The sequence below is a fragment of the Seohaeicola saemankumensis genome, from assembly GCF_042678485.1.
Taxonomy (GTDB): Bacteria; Pseudomonadota; Alphaproteobacteria; order Rhodobacterales; family Rhodobacteraceae; genus Seohaeicola; species Seohaeicola saemankumensis.
The window spans coordinates 1-21,697 of sequence record NZ_JBHTKR010000003.1; the positions used below are offsets into that span (position 1 = coordinate 1).

19 protein-coding genes are annotated in these 21,697 nt (G+C 58.4%); 12 read left to right on the plus strand and 7 right to left on the minus strand.

Going from position 1 to position 21,697, the window contains the following annotated elements; translation table 11 throughout:
- Positions 1 to 401: 401 nt before the first annotated feature.
- The gene (locus ACFQ3C_RS06810; protein ID WP_380789828.1) at positions 402 to 590 is read right to left on the minus strand and encodes a Flp family type IVb pilin; all 189 of its coding nucleotides are present in this window, start codon (positions 588 to 590) and stop codon (positions 402 to 404) included.
- 609 nt (positions 591 to 1,199) lie between these two features.
- On the opposite strand from ACFQ3C_RS06810, the gene ACFQ3C_RS06815 reads away from it, so the two are divergent.
- Positions 1,200 to 2,093 (plus strand): DMT family transporter, encoded by an 894-nt coding sequence (locus ACFQ3C_RS06815; RefSeq protein ID WP_380789829.1) that lies wholly within the window; start codon positions 1,200 to 1,202, stop codon positions 2,091 to 2,093.
- 153 nt (positions 2,094 to 2,246) lie between these two features.
- Here the strand turns inward: ACFQ3C_RS06815 and ACFQ3C_RS06820 are convergent, their stop codons facing one another.
- The gene (locus tag ACFQ3C_RS06820; protein WP_380789830.1) at positions 2,247 to 3,152 is read right to left on the minus strand and encodes an AEC family transporter; all 906 of its coding nucleotides are present in this window, start codon (positions 3,150 to 3,152) and stop codon (positions 2,247 to 2,249) included.
- 517 nt (positions 3,153 to 3,669) lie between these two features.
- Here ACFQ3C_RS06820 and ACFQ3C_RS06825 point away from each other — a divergent pair.
- Both ACFQ3C_RS06825 and ACFQ3C_RS06830 read left to right on the plus strand, forming a co-directional pair.
- Positions 3,670 to 4,314, plus strand: a complete 645-nt coding sequence (locus ACFQ3C_RS06825; RefSeq protein ID WP_380789832.1) for a hypothetical protein — start codon at positions 3,670 to 3,672, stop codon at positions 4,312 to 4,314.
- A 347-nt stretch (positions 4,315 to 4,661) separates the two neighbouring features.
- Complete coding sequence (locus ACFQ3C_RS06830) at positions 4,662 to 5,003, plus strand: hypothetical protein (protein ID WP_380789833.1); 342 nt, start codon at positions 4,662 to 4,664, stop codon at positions 5,001 to 5,003.
- 439 nt (positions 5,004 to 5,442) lie between these two features.
- On the opposite strand, the gene ACFQ3C_RS06835 is transcribed toward ACFQ3C_RS06830, so the two are convergent.
- Positions 5,443 to 5,577: a hypothetical protein gene (locus ACFQ3C_RS06835; protein ID WP_380789835.1), complete on the minus strand. Its 135-nt coding sequence runs from the start codon at positions 5,575 to 5,577 to the stop codon at positions 5,443 to 5,445.
- Between the two features lie 229 nt (positions 5,578 to 5,806).
- Here ACFQ3C_RS06835 and ACFQ3C_RS06840 point away from each other — a divergent pair, with 229 nt between their 5' ends.
- Entirely contained in the window at positions 5,807 to 6,283 is a 477-nt protein-coding gene (locus ACFQ3C_RS06840; RefSeq protein ID WP_380789836.1) for a hypothetical protein, read from the plus strand.
- 1,214 nt (positions 6,284 to 7,497) lie between these two features.
- Here ACFQ3C_RS06840 and ACFQ3C_RS06845 read toward each other — a convergent pair.
- The gene (locus ACFQ3C_RS06845) at positions 7,498 to 9,216 is read right to left on the minus strand and encodes a lipase family protein (RefSeq protein WP_380789837.1); all 1,719 of its coding nucleotides are present in this window, start codon (positions 9,214 to 9,216) and stop codon (positions 7,498 to 7,500) included.
- A 421-nt stretch (positions 9,217 to 9,637) separates the two neighbouring features.
- On the opposite strand from ACFQ3C_RS06845, the gene ACFQ3C_RS06850 reads away from it, so the two are divergent.
- The 3 genes from ACFQ3C_RS06850 to ACFQ3C_RS06860 all read left to right on the plus strand — a co-directional run bounded on the left by ACFQ3C_RS06850 (position 9,638) and on the right by ACFQ3C_RS06860 (position 12,156).
- Positions 9,638 to 9,979: a hypothetical protein gene (locus ACFQ3C_RS06850; RefSeq protein ID WP_380789838.1), complete on the plus strand. Its 342-nt coding sequence runs from the start codon at positions 9,638 to 9,640 to the stop codon at positions 9,977 to 9,979.
- A gap of 21 nt (positions 9,980 to 10,000) precedes the next feature.
- Positions 10,001 to 10,426 (plus strand): lipocalin-like domain-containing protein, encoded by a 426-nt coding sequence (locus tag ACFQ3C_RS06855; RefSeq protein ID WP_380789839.1) that lies wholly within the window; start codon positions 10,001 to 10,003, stop codon positions 10,424 to 10,426.
- A 203-nt stretch (positions 10,427 to 10,629) separates the two neighbouring features.
- Positions 10,630 to 12,156: a winged helix-turn-helix domain-containing tetratricopeptide repeat protein gene (locus ACFQ3C_RS06860; protein ID WP_380789840.1), complete on the plus strand. Its 1,527-nt coding sequence runs from the start codon at positions 10,630 to 10,632 to the stop codon at positions 12,154 to 12,156.
- Positions 12,157 to 12,355: 199 nt separating this feature from the next.
- Here ACFQ3C_RS06860 and ACFQ3C_RS06865 read toward each other — a convergent pair whose 3' ends face one another.
- Positions 12,356 to 12,598, minus strand: coding sequence for a hypothetical protein (locus ACFQ3C_RS06865; RefSeq protein ID WP_380789841.1), 243 nt, complete (start codon positions 12,596 to 12,598; stop codon positions 12,356 to 12,358).
- Between the two features lie 148 nt (positions 12,599 to 12,746).
- Between ACFQ3C_RS06865 and ACFQ3C_RS06870 the strand changes: the two genes are divergently transcribed.
- From ACFQ3C_RS06870 to ACFQ3C_RS06885, 4 genes are all read left to right on the plus strand, one after another.
- On the plus strand, positions 12,747 to 13,931 hold the full coding sequence (locus ACFQ3C_RS06870; RefSeq protein WP_380789842.1) for an alpha/beta fold hydrolase: 1,185 nt from the start codon (positions 12,747 to 12,749) through the stop codon (positions 13,929 to 13,931).
- Between the two features lie 228 nt (positions 13,932 to 14,159).
- On the plus strand, positions 14,160 to 15,284 hold the full coding sequence (locus ACFQ3C_RS06875; protein WP_380789843.1) for an NAD(P)/FAD-dependent oxidoreductase: 1,125 nt from the start codon (positions 14,160 to 14,162) through the stop codon (positions 15,282 to 15,284).
- Positions 15,285 to 15,471: 187 nt separating this feature from the next.
- Complete coding sequence (locus tag ACFQ3C_RS06880) at positions 15,472 to 17,274, plus strand: FkbM family methyltransferase (protein ID WP_380789844.1); 1,803 nt, start codon at positions 15,472 to 15,474, stop codon at positions 17,272 to 17,274.
- A 422-nt stretch (positions 17,275 to 17,696) separates the two neighbouring features.
- Entirely contained in the window at positions 17,697 to 18,011 is a 315-nt protein-coding gene (locus ACFQ3C_RS06885) for a c-type cytochrome (protein ID WP_380789845.1), read from the plus strand.
- Positions 18,012 to 18,185: 174 nt separating this feature from the next.
- Here the strand turns inward: ACFQ3C_RS06885 and ACFQ3C_RS06890 are convergent, their stop codons facing one another.
- Positions 18,186 to 19,043 (minus strand): hypothetical protein, encoded by an 858-nt coding sequence (locus tag ACFQ3C_RS06890; RefSeq protein ID WP_380789846.1) that lies wholly within the window; start codon positions 19,041 to 19,043, stop codon positions 18,186 to 18,188.
- 298 nt (positions 19,044 to 19,341) lie between these two features.
- Between ACFQ3C_RS06890 and ACFQ3C_RS06895 the strand changes: the two genes are divergently transcribed.
- Entirely contained in the window at positions 19,342 to 20,259 is a 918-nt protein-coding gene (locus ACFQ3C_RS06895; protein ID WP_380789847.1) for a bile acid:sodium symporter family protein, read from the plus strand.
- Between the two features lie 99 nt (positions 20,260 to 20,358).
- On the opposite strand, the gene ACFQ3C_RS06900 is transcribed toward ACFQ3C_RS06895, so the two are convergent.
- Positions 20,359 to 21,240, minus strand: a complete 882-nt coding sequence (locus tag ACFQ3C_RS06900) for an autotransporter domain-containing protein (protein WP_380789848.1) — start codon at positions 21,238 to 21,240, stop codon at positions 20,359 to 20,361.
- Between the last annotated feature and the right edge of the window lie 457 nt (positions 21,241 to 21,697).

Consider the following 21,697-nt stretch of genomic DNA (forward strand, 5'->3'; position numbering starts at 1 on the left):
CAAGGGCCAGCGTGTGATGAATGGCTGGCGCAATGCCGGGCTGGCCTGGAGCTACAAGATCAGCGATTCACAGGCTTATGACGGTGACCGCTACTGAAGCGAACCTCCCAGGGCTCCCGCATCGCCTTGAGCGGGGGCCCGACTTTATTATCCCCAAAAAGAATGTCATCCCAGAAATGTCCGTGACTTGAGGGTTGTCGAATTCTTTACGACCAAGCGTGTAGCAGGAAAGGATCGTGCCAGCATCCAGCCGAGGTTCAATTGCCCCTATCTCAGGTTCAATTCTTGCCGACAGGGGCGGCAGGGTTTCCATGATCGTCCCCAGCGCGAAATCACCACAGATGCAGGGCGTCAGTACGCCGCGTTGCGTGCCGAAGGCGTGTCAAACAAGGCACCAGAGGTCAGATTGTTATCGAGAGAAACCAAGTGCCCCATGCGACGAAGCTGGCTGAAAGAGAGGATCCGAAAACTGCAACAACGCCAATCACGCTGCCCACCAGCAACCCAAGCAGCATCAGGTACTCCATTAAAGCGACGCCGCTCTCTTCACGACCGAACAACTTTATCATTGAGAATGATTGCTTGATCATTTCGGTTTCCTTTTATCAAAACAGCTCAAAAAACTTGTAACACCTCGAGCTCACTGCATTCCGGTTTTCGAATTGGGTTCAACGTCTTTATCTTTAGTCGGCATTGCTTGCCTGAGCCTACACCAGCGCTTACCCTGATCCAAAAAATAAATGCAATTTCCGTCATTCTTTCATTCATAGTTATATCAATTGGCCATGATTTCGCTGATTGTGTACGGTTTCTTTCTTGCTTGCGGGGCTTACCCGATGGCCACGATCACGCCACAGGGCCGTGCGTAACCGCCGTATGTATATCGGCCTTTCAGGCAAAGTGCCGCTAACGACTGCTTTGCGCCCTCAATGCCAAGCGCCGCACCCTGAATGAAGGTGGCTTTCGCTCTGTCAGCAATCACTGATCTGGCCTTCAGGATGAACGCTGTATCCAATCACCCCTTCTGGACGCAAATCCAGGTGGGAAACCTTCGTCCCTGTCTCAAATGATCCTCACGCCAGAACATAACTGATCCCTGTCTTTTCTTATTTCCTCCGCTCTCTTGCCTCTCGGCATGGCTCCTCCTACTGCAGGTTCATCGTAGCTTCACATAATTCGTCAGATTGAGCGCAGCCCAGATGCCAACCAGTTCCCCTTCACACGTCACTGGCTACGCTGCGGCATGGACCATAGTTCTGGTCTGGTCATTTTGGCTGATCGTGAGCCGGGTTGCCAATGACAGTGGGCTAACGGTCTATGATCTGGCCGCGATGCGCTATGGCTTGGCGTCGCTGGTGGCACTGCCGCTTTGCCTTTACTACAAGCCCTGGCGTGGACTACGTCTGTCGCAAATCGCCGTGCTCTCGTTTATTTTGGGGCCCGTCTACATTCTGATTGTGTTTTCAGGCTTTCTTTATGCACCCGCCGCACATGGCGGAATTTTCATGAATGGGGTGCTGCCCTTGATCAGCATCCTTTTCGGGATTTTCCTTTTCCGCAAACTGCCTGGAACGCAGCAGCTTCTGGGCGCGGCGCTGATCCTTGTGTCTTCGGTTGTGCTGGCATGGGATACCAGCGTCACCAACATCCAGAATGCATGGGTCGGTGATCTGATGTTTGTGGTCGGAGCAATCTTTTTCTCTTCATATGTCATCCTGTCCGAGCGGTGGCAGCTCCGTCCGATGCAGATCATCTTTTGTGGGACCGTCGTCAACGCGGCTCTCTATCTGCCTGTCTGGGTTCTTTGGCTGCCTTCCGGACTTGCAGACGCGCCCTTGCGCCCGTTATTGCTCCAAGCTGTCTACCAAGGTTTTGTGCCAAACCTTATTGGTCTGCTCTTCGTGGCCCATGCATCACGGACAATCGGGAACGGAAACACCTCGTCCATCCTTGCCGCGGTGCCGGGTGGAGGAGCCCTTTTGGGACTGCTTATTCTGGGCGAAAGCTTGAGCGTGATAAGTGTCCTGGCGCTTGTTATTTTGACGATTGGCCTGTTGATGAGCGTGCGCCGGAGAACCCCTCAACTGGGCTGAAGGACGGCTTCTTGCCTTTCTGTCCTGTCCGGAAACATGACGGTCATTCGTAGACGGCCGCTTCGCGTCGCAGCGTCCAAGAAACACCCGAACGCGGCGTTCTTGTGCGCGCTGGAGCGTATGTGTGCAGCAGTTCCACAGCATCCGGTGGTGTCAGAGGCTAAGGGCCCACAGAACCAGTGGAATGGTGGCGATGGCGGCAATGGTCTGCGAGGTGACGATCCCTGCCATCAGCGTGCCGTCGCCATTCAACTGTCGGGTCAGCACATAGGACGTGGGGGCCGTGGGGATGGCCGAGAAAACGACCACCACCAGCGCCGCAACCCCGCTGAGGCCGAAGGCATACGCTATGAGCGCGGCAAGCAGGGGCATCAGCAGAAGGCGCAGGGCGCCGGCTGCAGCAAGGGTCAACCCGTCGCGACGCAAGGCGGCGGGTTGCAGAGCGGCCCCCACGCATAGCAGACCAAGCGGAAGGCTGGCTTGTGCCAAAAGGTCAAGAAAGCGCCCGGTGCCAAAGGGTAGCCCCCATCCAGTCAGGGCCAGCGCAATGCCCCCCAGACAAGCCAAGATCAGCGGGTTGCGCGCCACTGTGCGTAGCATGGCAAGGGGGGTGCGGGCCTGACCTGCCTCGGTCAGGGCCATGATCGACAGGACGTTGACCAAAGGCACGGCGACGGCAAGGTAAAGCGCCGCCTGTTCGATCCCGACAGGTCCAGCCAGCGTCGCCAGGATGGCCAGCCCCAGATAGGTGTTGAAGCGGACCGTGCCTTGCAGCAGCGGGCCAAAGCGGGCCGCCGGCATGGGGCGGGCGCGCCGGGTCAGGGCCAGGGCGATTGCGGCGAGCAGGATGATTGCGACGGCCGCACCTCCCAGACGCAGCACCTGTGGATCGCGAACAGGGGCATCGGCCAGACTAGTGATCAAAAGGGCCGGAAATAGCAGGAAATAGTTGATCCGTTCGGCGGCGGGCCAGAAACCGGGATCGGGAAAGCCGCGCTGGAAAAGGAAATAGCCAAGGCAGATCAGCGCGAAAAGGGGCCAGATGGTGAAGAAAAGCAATGTGATATCTCGCTGGCCCTGCCCTGCGTAGACCGGGATCCGCGCGGGTTCGTTGAACTACCCGTTAAAGACCGAAGCGCGGGGAGGGGCAAGCGGATTGCTGGACGGCAAGGAAGCCGGGCATCGGGGTGAAGTCCATAACGGGATCATACCATCCCAGTTGGTGGACCACTTCAGAAGGGGCACTCTAACTGGCGAGAACTGCAAGGAAATTTTCAGATACGATCTTGTTTTTACTTGTATTTTTGAAAGCGGCGAGGATCGGCTTTCGTGTGCGGCCCTTGAAATCTGTTCCTTTTTTGATACGGTTCACCCATGCTTCAATCAGATGACTTTATAGCAAAGCTTTCGTTTGGATGACCTTGATACCGAGACATCACAGCGGTCGACAGGCTCGAAAAGAACTGGCCCTCGACGATCCGATGTCCCGCGCCTTGCGAGCCGATCCAGCGCCAAAGCCTACTCGGCAAGTTGCTTTCAGGAGGGTCACTTGTCCTGCGTCCTGAAATGGTTTGCCGTGCTCACGCTGCTGTTGAGCCGCGCGGCGCTTTCCGAAACACTCCAGTGTTCGGATTACAGGTTTCGCGTTTCGTCGCAGGATGAAGCCCTTGCCAAGTACACTTGTGCCGTGGCGTCGCGGGCGGCAACCAGGCTTGCCGATTGCAACGTGATTGTCACTCGTCCGGTTCTTTTCGAATTGAAAGACGAAATGCCGGACGGTTGCATAGGGCTTTATCATTGCGGCGAAGACCGGATCGAACTGCCCACGCTAGAGACATTGCAGCGCATCCGAAAACCGGACAGCAGTCTCTCGCATCTCCCTCTCAGGGTATTTTTTGAAAGCGCGTTGACACATGAACTTGCACACCAAGCATTCGATACATTGCCCTGCCCTTTTGACGGTTGCCTGATCGCAAGTGAATATCTCGCCTACAACATGCAAATCATGTCGCTGCCCTCAGAACATCTGGCAGCTTTCGAAGCCAAGCTGGAGATGGACATCAAGGTACCTCGCGACGCCCTGAACCCCATATTGCTTTTCATGGCGCCCGATACTTTCATGCTTCGCGCGTGGACCCATCTGAATCAACGGCCTGATGCCTGCGCGTTTATTGACGACGTGATGCAGGGACGCATCCGAATGGACAATCCTCACCCTTGACGTGTGGGGCCCCTGCAAAGGGGTGCTTGTGCTGCCTTCTGCAGGGCCTCGATCTATCTCTGACGGATCACCGGCCTCGCCAGCCCCGAGCCAGGCGGTGCCGTCGCGCTCCGGACTGTACAGGCTGACTCTGCAGGGATGGCGGTGCAAGTGTGGGGCTGGTCGCTGAAAGCGAACTGAGTTCTCTGGTGCAATAGCCGGGTATACGCCAGCAAAGGTCAGCAAGTCGCGGAAGGCCGAACAGGGCACAACGGACGGACTCTCGATTGTTACCCATTTTTCTGTGGCCTGCCCCTGAGATTTCCCGCTAGTCTACTCTGAGTGGACAACTTGGGGTGGACTGTGACGTGAGTAACGGAAAGTTTGCACGAAGTTTATTGATATCGCTGGTTGCAGTTCAGCTGTTCGATATTGCGATTCATGTCGGCACCGGTCAGGTGGAGCCGGTCCGCATTCTTTCAAACGTGATAATTGGAAGTTGGGCCATATGGGGCCTTTTCAGCAAAGCGGCTGCTCTGTCAGGTCTTATCGCGATCGTGTTCTATGTAGGTCTGAACGGGTGGTTTGTTGCAATACACGGAATCACCAACCCGGATCAGGGCGGAGCGTTACGAATTACCTTGTTCTTCCTTGTTGGCTTGAGCACTGCAATCGCACTCTGGATTAGGGCAATAGTCGATCGAGATTAAGCGCCACCCAAAGGATCGGCCCTTCAACCCGGCCAACTGCCGCCGCAGCCGTTGCTCCAAGGACTGACGTTTACCACCCACCTGCTCTCACGCCAGAGCATTGCAGAAATGGCATCAGTGTTGGCCGCCGTGTACCGTCGGTTCGAATCCTGCTGCCCCAGCCAACTCACCTGAATAAATTGCGGTTCAGTCGGGCTATGCCTTGACGTGCGGGCCGGGTGTCGGTCGAGCAAACCGGTGGCCCAGGGGGATGGCACGGCTTCATCATCGCACCTCAAAAGAAACGACTACGGATGCTGGGCGGCAGTACACCGCGTTGCGAACCGAAAGCGGGATGCGAGGGGCCTGTCTTTCAACGGGGGGCAGGGTCGCTGACAGGGGCACAGATGGCCCAACGTGGTGTCTGAGCCAGTGATTCAGCAGAGTCCGTGCAGAACGGTCACGTATGTTTCTTTGCGAGTGCGGCGATTTCCGCGTTCCATTTTTCCCGCACGGAATAGGCTTCCCGCACTGGAACTCTGGCGATCTGCTCATCGAGAAAGGTTTGAAACTCCTTGCCGTAGGTGTGCCGCACATCCGAACCCTCCTGATTGCAGAGGCAACAGTGACAGCCAGACCCAGTTCATGGATCCTACCACTACGCGCAGCCAAAACCAAAAGAGCGATCAATAGACCTCAGATTGTCCAGAACAGCGAAAGTCCATTTCGAACCCGAGACAGCTATTGGCCCGTAGCGTTTCGAGACCCTATACTGCAGGAAGGCGATGGGCATAGCCATTGCAGTATTGGAAAGGCAAGCCTGAATGGATCTGTCAAACATCGCCGATATTGCCGATCTGGTCGCAGCCTTGGCAATTGTCGCCTCACTTGCGTTTGTCGGTTTCGAACTTCACATGACACGCAAGCAATCCGAACTTTCGAATTGGCGTGAGGTGTTGCAAGCTTTCACGGATTACAAGGCCGCAACGAATGACATCGCCTTCGCGGCTTTTCTGGTGCGCGCACATGAAGACTACGAAGCTTTGGATCCCGCCGAAAAAATGAGTTTCGGTTTGTTTCTGGAGCAAGGCGTCCACATCCTGGGCAACTTCCTGAAGCACAACGATTCACTGCCGCGCAAACTCGTCGGTCTGGAAGACGCGATAATGAACACCTTTGCAGAGATGCTGACCACGCCGGGAGGCGCGGCATGGTGGGCCGAGGCTCATGACCGAAAAAGGTTCATGCAGGATACCTTCAGGGTGGTTGATGGTCTGCTGGAACGTCGTCAAAATGCCTGACCCAATCGCGGGTCATGCCGGTGATGAGGTCGAAAAACGATAGCGGTCAACCTCTGGTGTGTCCGCATGGCAGAACTTGGTCGTGAGCGCCACGAAGGTCCGTTAGCGGCCCGGAGCGGTCTTTCAAAATCCGTGCAGCAAAAGTCGTCTTAGAGCTCAAATTAGACCAACGCGTGGGGAGTTTGTACGCTTTAAGGATATTGCGGCCCAGAGCCCCCCGCGCACCTTTGGCAAAGCCTCGCAACACGCAGAGCGGGCTTACGGGCCCGTTCCATCCCCGCCATCCACCGGGCTTTCTTGGATCTATATGAATCCTTCGCCGCCGCAATTCCGGCACCGCATGGTTTTCAAGCCAGAACATGCGCTGCAGCGGGTATGGGTCGGGTTCCCACGCGCATCACGTCCGGATACCACGTCCCCCCGTCCGCCGCATATCTCGCAAGGTATGCGACCGGAGCCACTGCAACGGGTGCATCTCCGCTTCTCTGGCTTTGGTTGTTCTCGACCTGTTTGCTTCCACATCGGGCTTTTGTCCTTGGTGCATCGATTGGCATATGCGACAGCGTCAGTCTGCACTCTGCACCCTTGAAAAGCAAAGTCGGAAACCCCCGGCGAGAACGCCGAGGGCTGCACGGGCCTTCATGGCCATGGTCCAGTGCGTGTTGCTTTTTTCGACACACAGGGCTTCGCGCTTTCCGCAAAGCAGTAGAATGCGCCAGATGTGTTGCGAATGGTTATTGGCCCGGCTGCATCCAACCCGTGTGGCGGTCCACTGTCAGTCTTTGGACCAGCGACCCTTCCTTCGTGACAATCTCGCTGTGATGGTATCGTCTCCGCCTTTGGGCATTTAGCCACAGATGCGATCATCTGACCCAAAACGGATCGGCTTTGCGTTGCCGCAGATCAACTCTCCCGTCGATCAGGCGAGCGTGATACATATTGAGCGTCCTTTATCCGCGGATGTTTGGGAGTCATTCTGAAACAGAAAACTCAAGCAACGCGGTCTTCTCGAACCAAAAGCCTTCCAAGGGTTGATCTTTTCTGTTCCGCGCCAAAGCGACACTATCCGCTCAATTGACCGGGTCTGGAAACCTTGATCCAGAAAAAGCCAGTTCGGGTTGATAGCAGGGCGGGTTCGCGTTCTCTGGATAGCGCGGAACATCCTTGCTCCTGAAACGCGTCGGTATGGAAAGCATGGGGCGGTTGGGTCGAACTCAGCCTCGGTCCATCAGTCGTTGGAACAATGCGTAATCCGCGCGCAGCCGTTGGATTTCGGAATCTGCAGAGTAATCTGCATAGAAGCCTTCGATCGCGTCAAAGAACCTGTCGAACACAGATGGCTGACCCCAATCAGTGCGTGCGATCCCCGGTGCGAATTCTTTCATGGGCCGATATCGCCATCCTGTTGCCGGCAGGCTTGGGTCGGACAACGCGCCAAGCATCCGGTCTCGGATATCCGAGGGTTCATGCAGCTTTGGATTGGCAAGCCCAAAGCGATTTGCAGGCGCGACGTAGACCGTTTGACCCACATGATGGCCACCGAGAAAGCGGATCGTCGTAATCGGGTCGGAAGCATGGAGCACCCGAAAACCGGCGGGTCGATCCGTGGCGGTCAGGCGCCGCAGAATATCAGGGTCATTGACGGGGAGTGCGTCAGGATCAGACAGGGTAATTCCAAGTTCCGGCTTACTGAAGAATTGTTCCTGCAACCTGCCAGAGGTCAGCGCCTGCGCCCAAGTGGTGTCCCCACTGACAGGTGCTGCGAAGTTGACCAGCTTTATGGATGACCAGGGCCAGGCGCGAAGTTGCCGCGGCATGTCTGGGCCCTGCCCATCCGGTCCAAATCGCTCTCCCAGCAACATCGCGCTCACGAAGTGCTGCGCAAGGCCACCACCAAGGCTATGTCCGGTCACGTAGATCCTCTTTGGCGCCCGTCCGCCCGCGCGGCTGGCGATGCGTGAAAAAACCGCCCTGAGATTGGGCAGCATGCTTCTCATGCTGTGGGCAAATCCACGATGAACCTGGCCGATGGCAGAGATGTCATTGGCCTGAATGAAATCGTAGCCCAGATCAGTGATCCAGTCAGGGTTTCCGCGCGCCCCACTGTCACTGAATGCCAGTCCCGCGGCACGTGTCAAAGAGCCGCTACGGCTGCCACGGAAGACAATGTGAACATCATAGTCACGACTGCCGTCGATATGTCGCATAAGGACAAAGCCCATCAGGCTTTGCGAGGCGGGTTGGTTTTCTTCGCCCTTGTCGCCGGTACCGCCTTCAAAGGCTATGAGCAGGTCACGCGCTCCGGGCAGACCTGCGGATCCGGCGCGCGCGACATCAGCAATGCGGGCGACACCTTCGCCTGCGGCAGTGGGACGCGCGCACATCTGAACCTCGGCTATGCGCCCCGTGATCGCCTGAGGGGTCTGTTGCTCGGCCCAGGTGGCTTCGGCGATGGATGCGGCCGGCACCCAGGGTCTGAGGGTGTCGTAGCGAAACAGGATTGGTTCGTGGCGTGGATTGTCAGCAAACCCCTGAAGCCTTCCCGGACCGCGATAACCGAAAGGCACTGGCGCCGCCGTTGACTGACGCGACTGCATCGAGCCAGCCCAGGCCTGCACCCTTTGCCGGTAGATATAGCTTGCCGCTGCGTTCGCGTGCTTCACGTAATAAGGGTCGAACGGCCAAACGAGAGATTGTGCATAAAGCTGATAGCTCAGGATGCATAAATCCATGTGAAACGGCAGGGGATGATATGGCAGCCCCTTGAGATCCGCAGATGTCGGCACCTCGGTGGGCGGCGACACCGTCATCGGGCTACAGGCACCAACTGCGGCAAATGAGGCCGCCCCTAGAATGAGGTCTCGCCGGCGCGGCAATGCTGCGGGTCCCGATTCATGATCGAGGCGGAATTCTCCGCGTTTATCAGAAATCATGGCAATTCCCGCGACCAGCGCGCCCCAACCGACATTCCGCAAGTGGCCTGCCATTTGATGGGATGATGGTCTGATGTCGCCAACCGATCAAGCGTTTTACACCCCACAGGTTGCAAAAGCTTGCCTGGACCACCGAAAGGAAGATGCCGGTCGCCAAGGCGCACAAGCCCAATCAACGCCGCGCAAGACTGACACTCAGTGGGACAAATGCATTGAAAATCCCGCTGCTTGGCAAGACGGGCACGGCTGCGATCACACCAAAAAGGCGAGGTTGGCTTCTGAAAAGCCGTGTCTCACGATCGCTTAGCAGTGCCAGATTTAACCGCGCCGGCTGCCATCCATCACGCGGTCGCCCCGCGCAGCAGCGCGGCAAAAGGCCAGCATGACGGTGAGGGATACAAGAAGGTATGCGATCAGCAGGATGGCAACGGTGCTCATTGTTTTGCGTCTCCCACGTGTTTCGGGCCTTCTGACCGTCCCTGACCGAAACCCTGGAGGCTCCGCGCACTGCGTGCTGTCGCCCAAGGGCAGTTCGTCAACTTTGTTCGCCATGGATTTTCAGCACAAAAGCAGCAAAATTAAGGCAATCCGCTTTTTTCAAGGAACCTTTGTCCAGAACTGGGAGGTTTTGTCCAGAATCCCGCAAGCTCCGGACGTCAAAATGGGGCTGATGGCAGCAGGGGTATTGCGCGGCACAACAGCCCGTGATCGGGTGAAATCGGTGCTATCATGGAAAAACGCCGAAGTTTATCCAAGACACTGAATATTGAATCGTGGAGGGGGCATGACAAGCGAAAGTGCATTGATCGGATCGTGGAGGATGCAAGAGTGGACCCGCACATCCGTCAGGACCGGAGAGATCAGCGATGCTCTGGGGCCTTCACCGATTGGCTATATTGCATATCATCCTGACGGCCGGATGATGGCCACCGTTTTCCGAAGTGACCGACCGGGGCCCAAGCATGGCGGGTGGACGGATGCCGAGAAGGCACAATTGTTTGACAGCATGCTGGCCTATGTCGCGTCATACCATCTGGAGGGGGATCAGGTCGTGCATCACGTCGATGGCTCGTGGAATCCGAACTGGTTCGGTGATCTGTCACGTCCATTCAAGCTTGCGGGTGATCGGCTGGTGATCAGCGGTGCCCCCGGCATTGATCCGGCAACCGGCGAAGACGTTGTTTACCGCATGGAATTCATCAAGGTCTAGAATACGACCGGTGTTCAGGCGTGGCGCGGCGCGTGTCCGGTCAAAACCATGCGATGGCGCGCATTGAATTTTCTTGGAAAATTCGGAAACTGGCGGCCCGCCAGCTTCCTTTGTGTCGGGTTTTGGGCTGGACACCCGCCAGAAATCACAGTTCCCTTTTCCACAAGGCCGTTTTCGCCGCTGATCGCCGACAGGGGATATCCATGACAGGCAACTTGTCTTTTCCTGGTTTCGAACTTCGCCCGGCTGAACGCGTGCTGTTGATCGAAGGACAGGTGACGCCAGTTGGCGCGCGGGCCTTTGATGTGCTGGCCTTTCTGGCGGCAAACCGTGACCGGGTGGTCAGCAAGGACGAATTGCTGGATCACGTCTGGCCCGGTGTGGTCGTCGAGGACGGCAATCTGACCGTGCAGGTTTCGGCCCTGCGCAAACTGTTGGGCAAGGGGATCATCTCGACCGTCACGGGTTTTGGTTATCGCTTCACACCGCCAGAGGGCGCCGGGGCGCCAAGGCCATCCGAGGGGCCGCCGCTGTCAGACAAGCCGTCGCTTGCCGTGTTGCCCTTTGCCAACCTGTCCGGTGACATGTCGCAAGAGTATTTTGTCGACGGGGTGGTCGGGGACATCATCAACGGCCTGTCCCGCGTCCGGGCGTTTTTCGTGATCGCGCAGAATTCCAGCTTCACCTTCAAGGGCCGCAACGTATCGGTCGGAGAGGTCGGGCGGGAACTGGGCGTGCGCTATGTGCTGGAGGGCAGTTTCCAGCAGGCCGGCCAGATGCTGCGCGTGAGCACCCAACTGGTCGAGGCCGAAACCGGGCGCATGATCTGGAGCGCGCGGTTTGACGGGGCACGGGATGACGTGTTCGCCTTGCAGGACAAGATCACCGAAAGCGTGGTGGCGGCGATCGAACCCAAGCTGATCATGGCCGAGATTGAACGGGCAAAGGCCAAGCCGACGGCCAGTTTGCAAGCCTATGATTTTTGCCTGCAAGCCCTGCCATCGGCGCTGGCCTGTTTTTCGCTGCCAGTGTTTGACGAGGCGCTTCGGTTGCTGTGTTTGGCGATCAAGGCCGATCCGGACTATTCCTATTCCAAGGCGCTTTATGCCTACGCGCATCTTGTCGCCGCCTCAAATCGGTTGATCCACCGCGAACGCGAGAAGGCGGCAATTCCCTATGCGCAGGCGGCGCTTGAACATCACATGGATGACCCCGCGACGCTGGCCTATGCGGGGGTTGCACTTGCCTTTTTGGGGCGCAGGTTCGACCCGGCCATGGACGCGCTGGATCACGCATTGCTGCTCAGCCCCAATTCCACCATCGTCCTGAGGAGTGCGGGATATGTCCGGCTTTACAGGGCCGAGCCGGATCAGGCCATCCTGCACTTTCAGCGGTCGATGCGATTGAATGCCTTGGATCCGCAAATAGCGATTGACCAGACAGGGCTGGGTCTTGCGCTGATGCAGAAGCAGCAATACGCACAGGCCGAGGACTATTTCAGGCGCTCGCTTGCCGGCATGCCGGGTTTTCAAACAGCCTTGCGCGGATTGATGCAATGTTATTTCAAGCTTGGCCGCATGGACGCGCTGCAAGAGGCCGGTGATCGGCTGCGTTCAATCCATCCCGATTTGACCCTCGCGGCAGTTCGCGAGTCAAACCCGGTCGTGGATCGCGGGTTCGTCGAAGAAATGTGTGATGCGCTACGTGCGGCCGGGTTTCCCGAGGCTTAGTGGATCACGTTCAGAAAACGGTCGACGCACTGGACCGCGCCTGCACGGCGCGGCCGGGCTGCCAGGGGTAAATGTCAGCCTGGCCGCGCTGTGTTGAATTGCATTGCGGGAGGTCTCGAACAAGACGGTGACCGCAACCGGGTTGGACGTGGCGTCTTCGTGCAGGTGAGGATGGACCCAGCAGGCCGCAAATCGCAGCTTACGCCGGCGTCCGATGACCGGCAGGCAAGGCAGTCCGCGCACCGCTCGCAGCCTTGGTCATCGGGGCGATCCTGATCCAGGTTTGACGCCAGATCATGGCGCCCAGAAGCGCAAGCCCCCTGCCGATCGCATCAATGGCCTTGCAGGCATCCTCGTTGCGGATCTCATGGGCGCGGCGGGTGTAATGGGCATAATCAATCGCGCCGCTTGATGTGGTCTTGTAGTCATGCTGGATGGTCATGTCAGGTCTCCTTGTTGTTCGATGTATTGAACTTACCGACCCTTGAACGCCCGCGCTTGAAGAAGACCTTCAGAACACCTTGGGATTTCCTTGATTTTCAATGCGAAACCTTTGACCCTAGCTCCGAACTGCTTGGGGGGCTTCTGAAATGCGCTACCGCTTTTCCGATTGCGTGCTGGACACGGTCAGCCACAGCTTCACACGCGATGGCGAAACCATTCCGCTTGAGCCGCAGGTTTTCGATCTTCTGCATCTTCTCGCGGAGCGGGCGGGAGAGCTTGTGACAAAGGACGAGCTGATCGAAGCTGTCTGGAACGGGCGCATCGTATCAGAAGCGACGATCAGTTCGCGCATCAATGCCGCGCGCAGCGCGGTGGGTGATACCGGAAAGGATCAACGCATCATCCGCACCATACCGCGTCGCGGTTTCGAATTGATGGTTGATGCGTCCCAAGAGCCCGTGTCCGCGGATGCCGCCGACGGCCTTGTGACGCAGACCGTGCGATATACCTCATCGGTGGACGACACGCAGATCGCTTACGCCATTTCGGGAACCGGACCGCCCTTGATGCGCGCCGGGCATTTCCTGACCCATCTCGAAAAGGACGCGCGCAACTCGGTCTTCCGGTCCTCAATCGAGATGTTCAGCGCGCATCACAAGCTGATCCGTTATGATCAAAGAGGCACCGGATTATCGCAGACAGACGTCGAGGAATTATCCATCGAGGCTTATGCCAATGACCTTCTGGCGGTCGCCGACGCTGTCGGGCTGGACAGGTTCCCGATCTTCGCGACCTCGCAAGGCGTGCCAATCGCAATTCATTTCGCCGCGACCCACCCTTCCAGAGTCAGCCGGCTTGTTCTGTGCGGCGGTTTCGCCCAAGGCCGTATGGTCCGAGACGACAACTATTCCCGCGAAGAGGCAGAGGTTCTGATGACCCTTGTCAGGATGGGATGGGGAAAACCCGACAGCGCGTTCATGTCGGCCTTCATTTCGATGTTCTGCCCGGATGCTTCACGCGCGGAACGCGCAAGCCTGGTAGAAAGCCAGCTGGCTTCGGCCACAGCCGAAATGGCGGCGCGCGTCCGCATGACGATCGACAAGTTCAATGTGGTGGACCTGCTTGGCCAAGTGCAGGCTCCGACCTTGGTCATTCACGCCAGTGGTGATGCCCTGCACCCCGTGTCGCAGGGCCGGTTGCTGGCGTCGAAAATCCCGGCTGCCGAATTCAGGCTGGTCGAAAGCAACAACCACATCTTTCTGAAATCGACCCCGGCCTGGGACGAGATCATGTCAGCCGCGCTGGAGTTTCTTGGCCGGGACAAGGTTTGATCAGGGCGCGTCCAGTCCGGCCAAATGCCCGTTGTCCTGCGGGACGCCGTGCATTGCGCGGCTGCACGGGGTCATCTTCGCAATGCTTGACTTATCAAGCAATGTCCCGCCTACTTCTGCCTTGTTTCATGTGAAAATGCGTATTCGTTCAATGAACCAGACCCTTCTCCAACAGACCTGACGTATTTTCGGGCCGCTGCGGGCTCGGTCGCATCAGCAAGGGTCACCATGAAATCACGAGTCCTTATTCTGGGCGCCGGCTTTGGCGGCCTGGAACTGGCCACGCTTCTGTCGGAAGCCCTGAGAGAAAGCGCGGATGTCACCCTGATCGACCGCAGGGATAACTTCGTTTTCGGGTATTCAAGGATCGACGTGATGTTCGGCAAGACCAAGCTGGACGATGTCAGCCTGCCCTACACGGCCTTCGAAAAACCCGGCATACACCTGGTCAAGGAGACGATCACGGCCATCGACGCCACCGCGAAGCGCGTGACCACTGATGGCGGAACATATGAGGCCGACGTCCTCGTGATCGCACTTGGCGCCGATTATGACATGGCGGCGACGCCGGGCCTTATCGAACATGGCAACGAGTTTTATTCCGACGCCGGCGCGGACCGGTTAAGCAAGGTGCTGCCGGGCTTCACATCGGGTCCGATCATCGTCGGGATCTGCGGCTTTCCCTACAAATGCCCACCCGGCCCCAGCGAATGCGCCCTGACCTTGCACCATTACCTGACAGAGCGCGGGATAAGGGCCGATTGCGACATCACCTTTGTCTCGCCGCTGTCCAGCCCGATGCCCGCCTCGGCCGAGATGGCCCAGGCTTTGATGGATTCGTTCGAAGAATTCGGCATCCGGCTTCTGAAGCAACGCACCGTCATGCGGCTTGATCCCGGAATGGCGGTTCTGGATGACGGCACCGAACTGCCCTTCGATCTGTTCCTTGGCGTGCCCAAGCACCAGCCGCCGCAGGTTGTCATCGACAGCGGGCTGACCGAAAACGGTTGGGTTCCCATAGACCTGCAGACGCTGGAGACCCGTTTTCCGGGCGTCTACGCCATTGGTGACATGGCGGCCACCGGCTTGCCGAAATCCGGCACATTCGCGGAAAGCGCGGCCCAATGCGTATCGACGGCCATCCTGGCAAAGCTCAAGGGTGGCGACGGGCAACGCAACACCGGCCAAGGCACCTGCATCGTCGAATACGGTGACGGGCGTGTCAGCTATGCACAGCTTGATTTCCTGACAGGTCCCAAACTCGAGGCCGTGTATCATCCGCCGTCGCTGGCCGGAAAGCACTTCAAGCAGGTCTTTGACGAAACGCGACGATCGCGCTGGTTCAATCTCTGAACGCGAAGCCGAAGCCATGGCCGAAGCCGCAGGCGATCGCATCCGCCCGCGCGGAATCCCGGCGGTCTACCGTGATCCCCAAGGGATGAAAATCGACTTTACGGCTTGATCGTGCAGGTCTTTCAGACCATTCTTGCAAGTCGAAAAGCCCTCGGTTTACGAATGAAAAAGTGTTTAGGTGTCCCCAATGACAGAGATCGTTGCAACCTGTCATGGGCTGCGGATTCCGGCGTCCAACTTCCTGAACGAGACCCGCATCAAGCGGATCAACGCGGCGCGCTATGAAGGCACGGAGATTGCGGGCGCGCTTCATGTCGTGGAACCCGGTGACAGGGTGCTGGAACTGGGTGCGGGGCTGGGCATTGTCGGCGCGGTGACAGCCCTGAACCGCAAACCCCAGGCCGTCCTGTCCTTCGAGGCCAACCCGGCGCTATTACCGCATATCAACGCGCTTTATGCAGAAAACAAACTGTCCGAACGTATCCGCGTGGTGAACACCGTGCTGGTCGCGGGCACGGAACAGCCGGACACGGTGACGTTTCACGTGCACAGCTCATACCTTGGGTCATCGCTGATCGACAACGCAAAGCGGAAAACAACCGCGATAGATATTCCCACGGCAGACTTTGATGACACCGCAGCCGACTTCGGCGCAACAATCCTGCTGATCGATATCGAAGGCGGAGAGCTGGAGCTTTTTCGTCAGATCGACCTGACGCGCTTTCGTGCCGTGGTCGTCGAATTCCATCCCGAAGTCTATGGCATTGACGGGATGAAGGAATGCAAGAACATCCTGCGCCAGGCGGGCTTTTCGAAGATCGGAGAAAAGTCGACCAGAACTGTCTGGACCTGTGCGCGCGCGGTATCCGATGTGCAGGACAAGACCTCGTTGCCAGACGATGCGGCCAGGTCACTGCCCCCGCCGGCCCCCGATGGCGGCTGGTCCACCCGCATAACGGAGCTTGCACAGGCGGTTGTCGTGCCACCTGAAAGCCGCAGCTTCGTTTCGGCATCTGGCGTGCTTGATGCCGATGGCGCCCCCTGCCCCAGCGCCGCGCTGTGGCGCAATATTCGCCCCCTTACCCTGTCGCCAAAGATGCCATCGGGCGAGACCCGGAAGTTGCCCGGCACCTGGATCTGGGGCGGAACATTGGCCGGGCATTTCGGTCATTTCCTGATGGAAAGCACTGGGCGGCTCTGGGGTCTGGACGAATATCCCGAAGCTGACGGCATTGTCTTTGTTCCCAAGGGGCCCAAGCTGACCGCGCTTTATCAGTGGCAGAAAGACTTTCTTGACCTGGCCGGTGTGACAAAACGCATTGAACTGGCCACCAGCCCCTTGCAGGTGGAACGCCTTCTAGTGCCCGGCCAGGGCCTGGGACTGGGCGACATCGTTCAGGGAACGCAGGCCACGCGGGCATTCTTTTCCCGGTTCGGAGCGTCAATTGCCCCTGACGGGGGTGAAAAGCTCTATATCAGCCGCTCGGGTCTATCCCTGCAAAAGGGGCTGCTGATCGGCGAGCACGAGCTGGAAGACAGGCTTGCCGCAGAAGGGTACGAGATTTTCCATCCGCAAAAGCACAGGCTTTCCGTTCAGGTCGCGCGGTACAAGGCGGCACAGAAGATCATCGCGGCAGAGGGGTCTGCCGTGCATTTCTTTGCGTTGGTTGCGCGGCCTCATCAACAGTTCGGGATGATCATCCGGCGTCGGTCACGCGCAACAGATCAGATCAATGCCCATCTGCAAAGCTTTGGCGGCATTGAGCCTGTGAATTTCGATGCCTTGCGGCGCACATGGGCCCGCCCGAACCAGCCACGCGCTCGGCTGGCCCTGGGTGAGCTGGATCTGCCCCGCCTTCAAGGAATGCTGGCCAGCAACGGTTTCATTTCGACCGATGCGGCGGCCTGGTCACATCTGGAAGAGGCGGCGATCATCGCGCGGATAGGGCGCAAGTTTCGTCCGAAAGACATCGTGCAAGCCCAGACCTGACCCCTACGGATCGCCTTGCCGTTTGTGAAGAACCGATCTTCCGTCTGTGGAATTTTCCTTGCCGGTCAGTTGGCTTGACCGAATGTCCAGCGGCATGGCGGCGGCGACACATAGGCGGCCTTCTGAACCGGCAGCCCGATGGTCCCCCAAAGGCAGAGCCCCTTGCGCGTGCGACGGTCGTGGATTCATGCGCGACCTGTCGGAAGGTGCCCAGCACGGTATCGGAAAACGCATTCGCGGCCATCGCGATGCTGGGGCCACAAAAGTTCAGGTACGACATCAAAATCCTCTGCGGGGATGAGGGTGCCGAAGTCTGACGCGGGTCCGCCATCCCGAGGCCCTGCAATGATTCAGATCATGGACCCGTTCCCGCAGGGTATGGTCGAGTTTTTCATCAGCATTTCATGAAGAGGAGTGGGAAGATGAAAGTGTCATGCATTGTTTTCGCTGCCATCACTGGTCTTGCCTCGTTGGCGCAGGCAGAAGATGCCTATATCGCATCCGGCAAACGCACCGCCGAGGCCAATTGCGCCCAGTGCCACAACATTGCCCCCGGCGGCGCCTTCAAGCTTTATCCACCAAGCTTTCAGGCAATCGCCACCTACATGGATCCCGAGATCATGCGGTTGAAGATCATGTATCCGGACCATGTGTCGATCATGCCGCAGTTTCACACCTTCATTTTCGAAGGCACGCTGGACAATATCGTGGGGTATATCCAGTCGCTTGATCAGTGACCGATCGGTACGGGCGGCGCGGGACGGGCAGCACGGGCGGCGGACCTGCTGCCGAAGATGGGATGCCGTCATTCTTGCGCGCTGGTCAACGGGTACGAAGGCGGCAAGGCCGGGAATGGCCCACAGGCAACCTTGCCCCCTGACTGCGCGGTCAAGACCACGCAGCCGCGGGTCTCAGCTTGACGATCCCGCGTAAAGCCCGGGAACCAACCCTTCGGCCAGCTTTTTCAACGCCTCCGCCGAGGTGCCCGCGGGCTGTACCGGGCCGTAATACACGTCATAGCTGCCACCAAGCTTGGCCAGAAGTTCGGACACGTAACGCAATGAGGCGACCGTGCGCGCAAAATCATCGTTTCCGCCGCTGATCACCCGGGCAAATTTCCGCGTTTTGTAATAATGCACGGAATTGCACATGTTCGCAGAGGCCGGGACGATCGGGGCCTTGGCGGCCGCGGATGTACGCGTGATGCCAGAGCGCCAGGGCGGCTCGCATAGCAGGCCGTCCTTCATATCCGGCACACGTCCAGATCCGAAAACCAGCAGCGCGCCACCGTCGTGCAGATGTGCCAGCATCCCCGCGCTGGTCTGGCGGGCAGAGACGACCTTGTCCCTTCGATCGAAGTCCACCGCGATGATGCGCTCTGGCCCCAGAAACCGTTCTGCCTCGCGGTTTGCCACAACCTTGAGGTCGGGGCGGTGATCCAGAAGTGCACCGGCATGGGCGATGAAATCAAACGTGCCGATCGGGTGGGTCGCCCCGATGACAACCGCGCCTTCGGTCGGAATATTGTCAAGGCCATGCGCCGTGATGGTTGTGCCGCCTTTCATTTCCAGCAACGCCCGCACCAGATCATGCCCGGTTCTGTCACCAAGTTCGATCAGAACCTGTTCGGTTTCCCGAAGCGCGAAAAATGCCTGCCCCATGACGCGCTGGCAAATCCTGTCCACGCCTTGCATGCCAAGTCGCAGCGCTTTCAGACGCAGGTCCGCGCCTTCTGCAATACGCAGCCGCGCGCGCAAAAGGGCATCCATCGGGTTCTGTTTCCTGGCTTTGACCACGTTGTTCCCTGAACGAAAGACCGCTGTTGCGAACACGTCGACATGGCATTCCCCCGGTCTGTTCAAGGTCAGGCAGGTTCAGCGGCGGCCAGCTTTATAATGCCACCTTTTTCCCGGACCAGAAAGACACTGCTGCCGCAGCCGACGGATCGCCCGGCAGACAACCGATGAGGCATGTCAAAGATATTCGTAAAGTGTATCATCCACCGCAAGCAGCTTGTCCCACGATCGCCACCGGCAAGGTTGGCCGCATGCACCGAGAAACGGCATCATGAACAATCAAGTCACCGCAGGCATTGACGAGGTGCTGCTGAACTTTTCACCCACCAGCCTGCAGATCCTCAATGCCGTTCTGGCCGTGGTGATGTTTTCCATCGCGATCGACCTCAAACCCGGCGACTTCAAGCGGCTGGGCCGCGCCCCGAAACCCCTGCTTGTCGGATTGCTTTCGCAATTCGTCGTCTTGCCGGCCCTGACCTTTTGCTTGATCCTTGTGACTGCGCCGCAACCGTCCATTGCGCTTGGGCTGATCCTTGTCGCGGCTTGCCCGGGCGGCAATATCTCGAACTTCATCACGCATCGCGCGCGCGGCAACGCGGCGCTGTCGGTCTCGATGACGGCTTTTGCCTCGGTCGCGGCCATTGTCATGACGCCTTTCAACCTGGGCTTCTGGGGCAGCCTTTATGGACCGACCCGGGAATTGTTGCAGAAAACCTCGATTGATCCGGTTTCGGCGGCGATCACTGTCGGGCTGATGCTGGTGCTGCCCCTATGCCTTGGCGTGATGCTGAATGTGAAGCGGCCCGATGTCACCGCCCGCCTGCGCCGGCCACTTCAATATGTGTCGATGGGGATTTTCATCGCTTTCATCGTCCTGGCACTGGCGGCAAACTGGACGCTTTTCCTGCAGTTCGCAGGCGCTGTGACTTTTCTTGTGCTGTTGCACAATGCCCTGGCGCTTGGTGGCGGGTACGTCACTGCAAGCGTGATGGGACTATCGGCCTTTGACCGCCGCGCGGTCATGATCGAGACCGGCATCCAGAATTCGGGTCTTGGCCTGATCCTGATCTTCGGGTTCTTCGGCGGGCTGGGGGGAATGGCGGTGGTGGCCGCTTTCTGGGGGGTGTGGCATGTGATTTCCGGGATCGCGCTGGCTGGGCTGATGTCGCGCACCGAAGCCGCCCGATGACCATGGCGCACCCCGGGCGGTCTTCGGACGGCCTTGCCACTTCGGCCAGGGCCTGTGTGCGCGCAGGTGACTTTCGAACCTCAGGCGCCTTTGCCCGCGTCAGAAGCTGAACCCGTAGGACATCTCGATGCCGACACCATAGACATCGGATCGCACGTAACCGATGTCTATGCTTGTCGACAGCACCCCTGCGCCCAGATCCCCCGTGACCCCCAGTCCGACCCGGGGGGAGAGGAAATAGTCGATCACGCCAGTCGTGTCTTCCTGGTGGCCATACTCAAGATCGAAGGACGCCCAAGGCGTCAGGCCGCCCGCCATGACAGTCGCGTTGAACGCATGTCGTGCACCGACGGATCCGATGAACTGTTCTGTCGTCCCACCCGTCACGCCGCCAACCCCAAGCGGGAAATCCTCCCAGGAACCGGACAGACGCATGCGTGGCTGCAACACGCCTGTAGACATGGCGACTGCCCCGCTGACGGAAAAACCGGCCTGCGTTCTTGTCGTATCGAACGCGGCTGCACCCACCTCGTAATCCAGGGCGGAATGGGCCAGGTAGAGGTCGATCACGACACCGGATGCGAAGGCATGCGCGGCATAGGCACCAACCGTGTAGGACGATGTGCCGGTTTCGGGGGAAACGGAATCCTCAAGATCGGTCTTGCCTGCGCCAAGCATCAGACCAAGCACGCCAGACTGGCCAAGACGCCAGTCCATGCCAGCTGACAGATCGGCAGAATACCCCTCATAGCCATCGAAATAGGAGGCCCCGCCGAACGCTAGCCAGGCATTCGCCTCATGCGCGGCGCCAGAATTTCCCTGCGTCGAGACGAACAGGTCAGACCGGGTCACCGCATCGCCGGTTCCCGAGGCGCCCGGCAACTGAAAGCGTCCGCGCAAGGTCTGGTCGATTGCGTTGCGCGCCGCATGGCCCTGCTGAAATCCACCGACCCCAGACAGGGCAAAGACGGCCGCATCCATGGACGGTCCGGTAAACTGTCCGGTTTCAACTTGTGCAAATGCTGGGGGTGCAACGCCAAATAGGACAGACGCGGCAAGGGCAAGGCGGTACTTGGTCATCTGATTATTTCCTGCTCAATTCTCATTTCAATCAACTCAAGGTCGATTTTTTTAACTCAATAGAAATGGAGAGGGTGTTTTTTATCAAGGGAAACAACGATCTGGCGGGGTCCGCAAACTCTTTTGTGGCATTTGAAACACTTTACCATCACCTGTGGTCACGCCCCGCCCGGTGCATGGGGCGGCAAGGAAGCCATGCTTGCCCACCTTCCCGCCTGGATTTCCCGGCCGACTGTTCTTGCTGAAATGTCCCGTGAAAACCCCGGCGCCAGATGCAGGGGACCTAGCCATTTCACAGCCTGCGTGGCAGGCGAAATGGCGGCAAGTGACCCGATGCTTCATGTGGATGATTGCCACA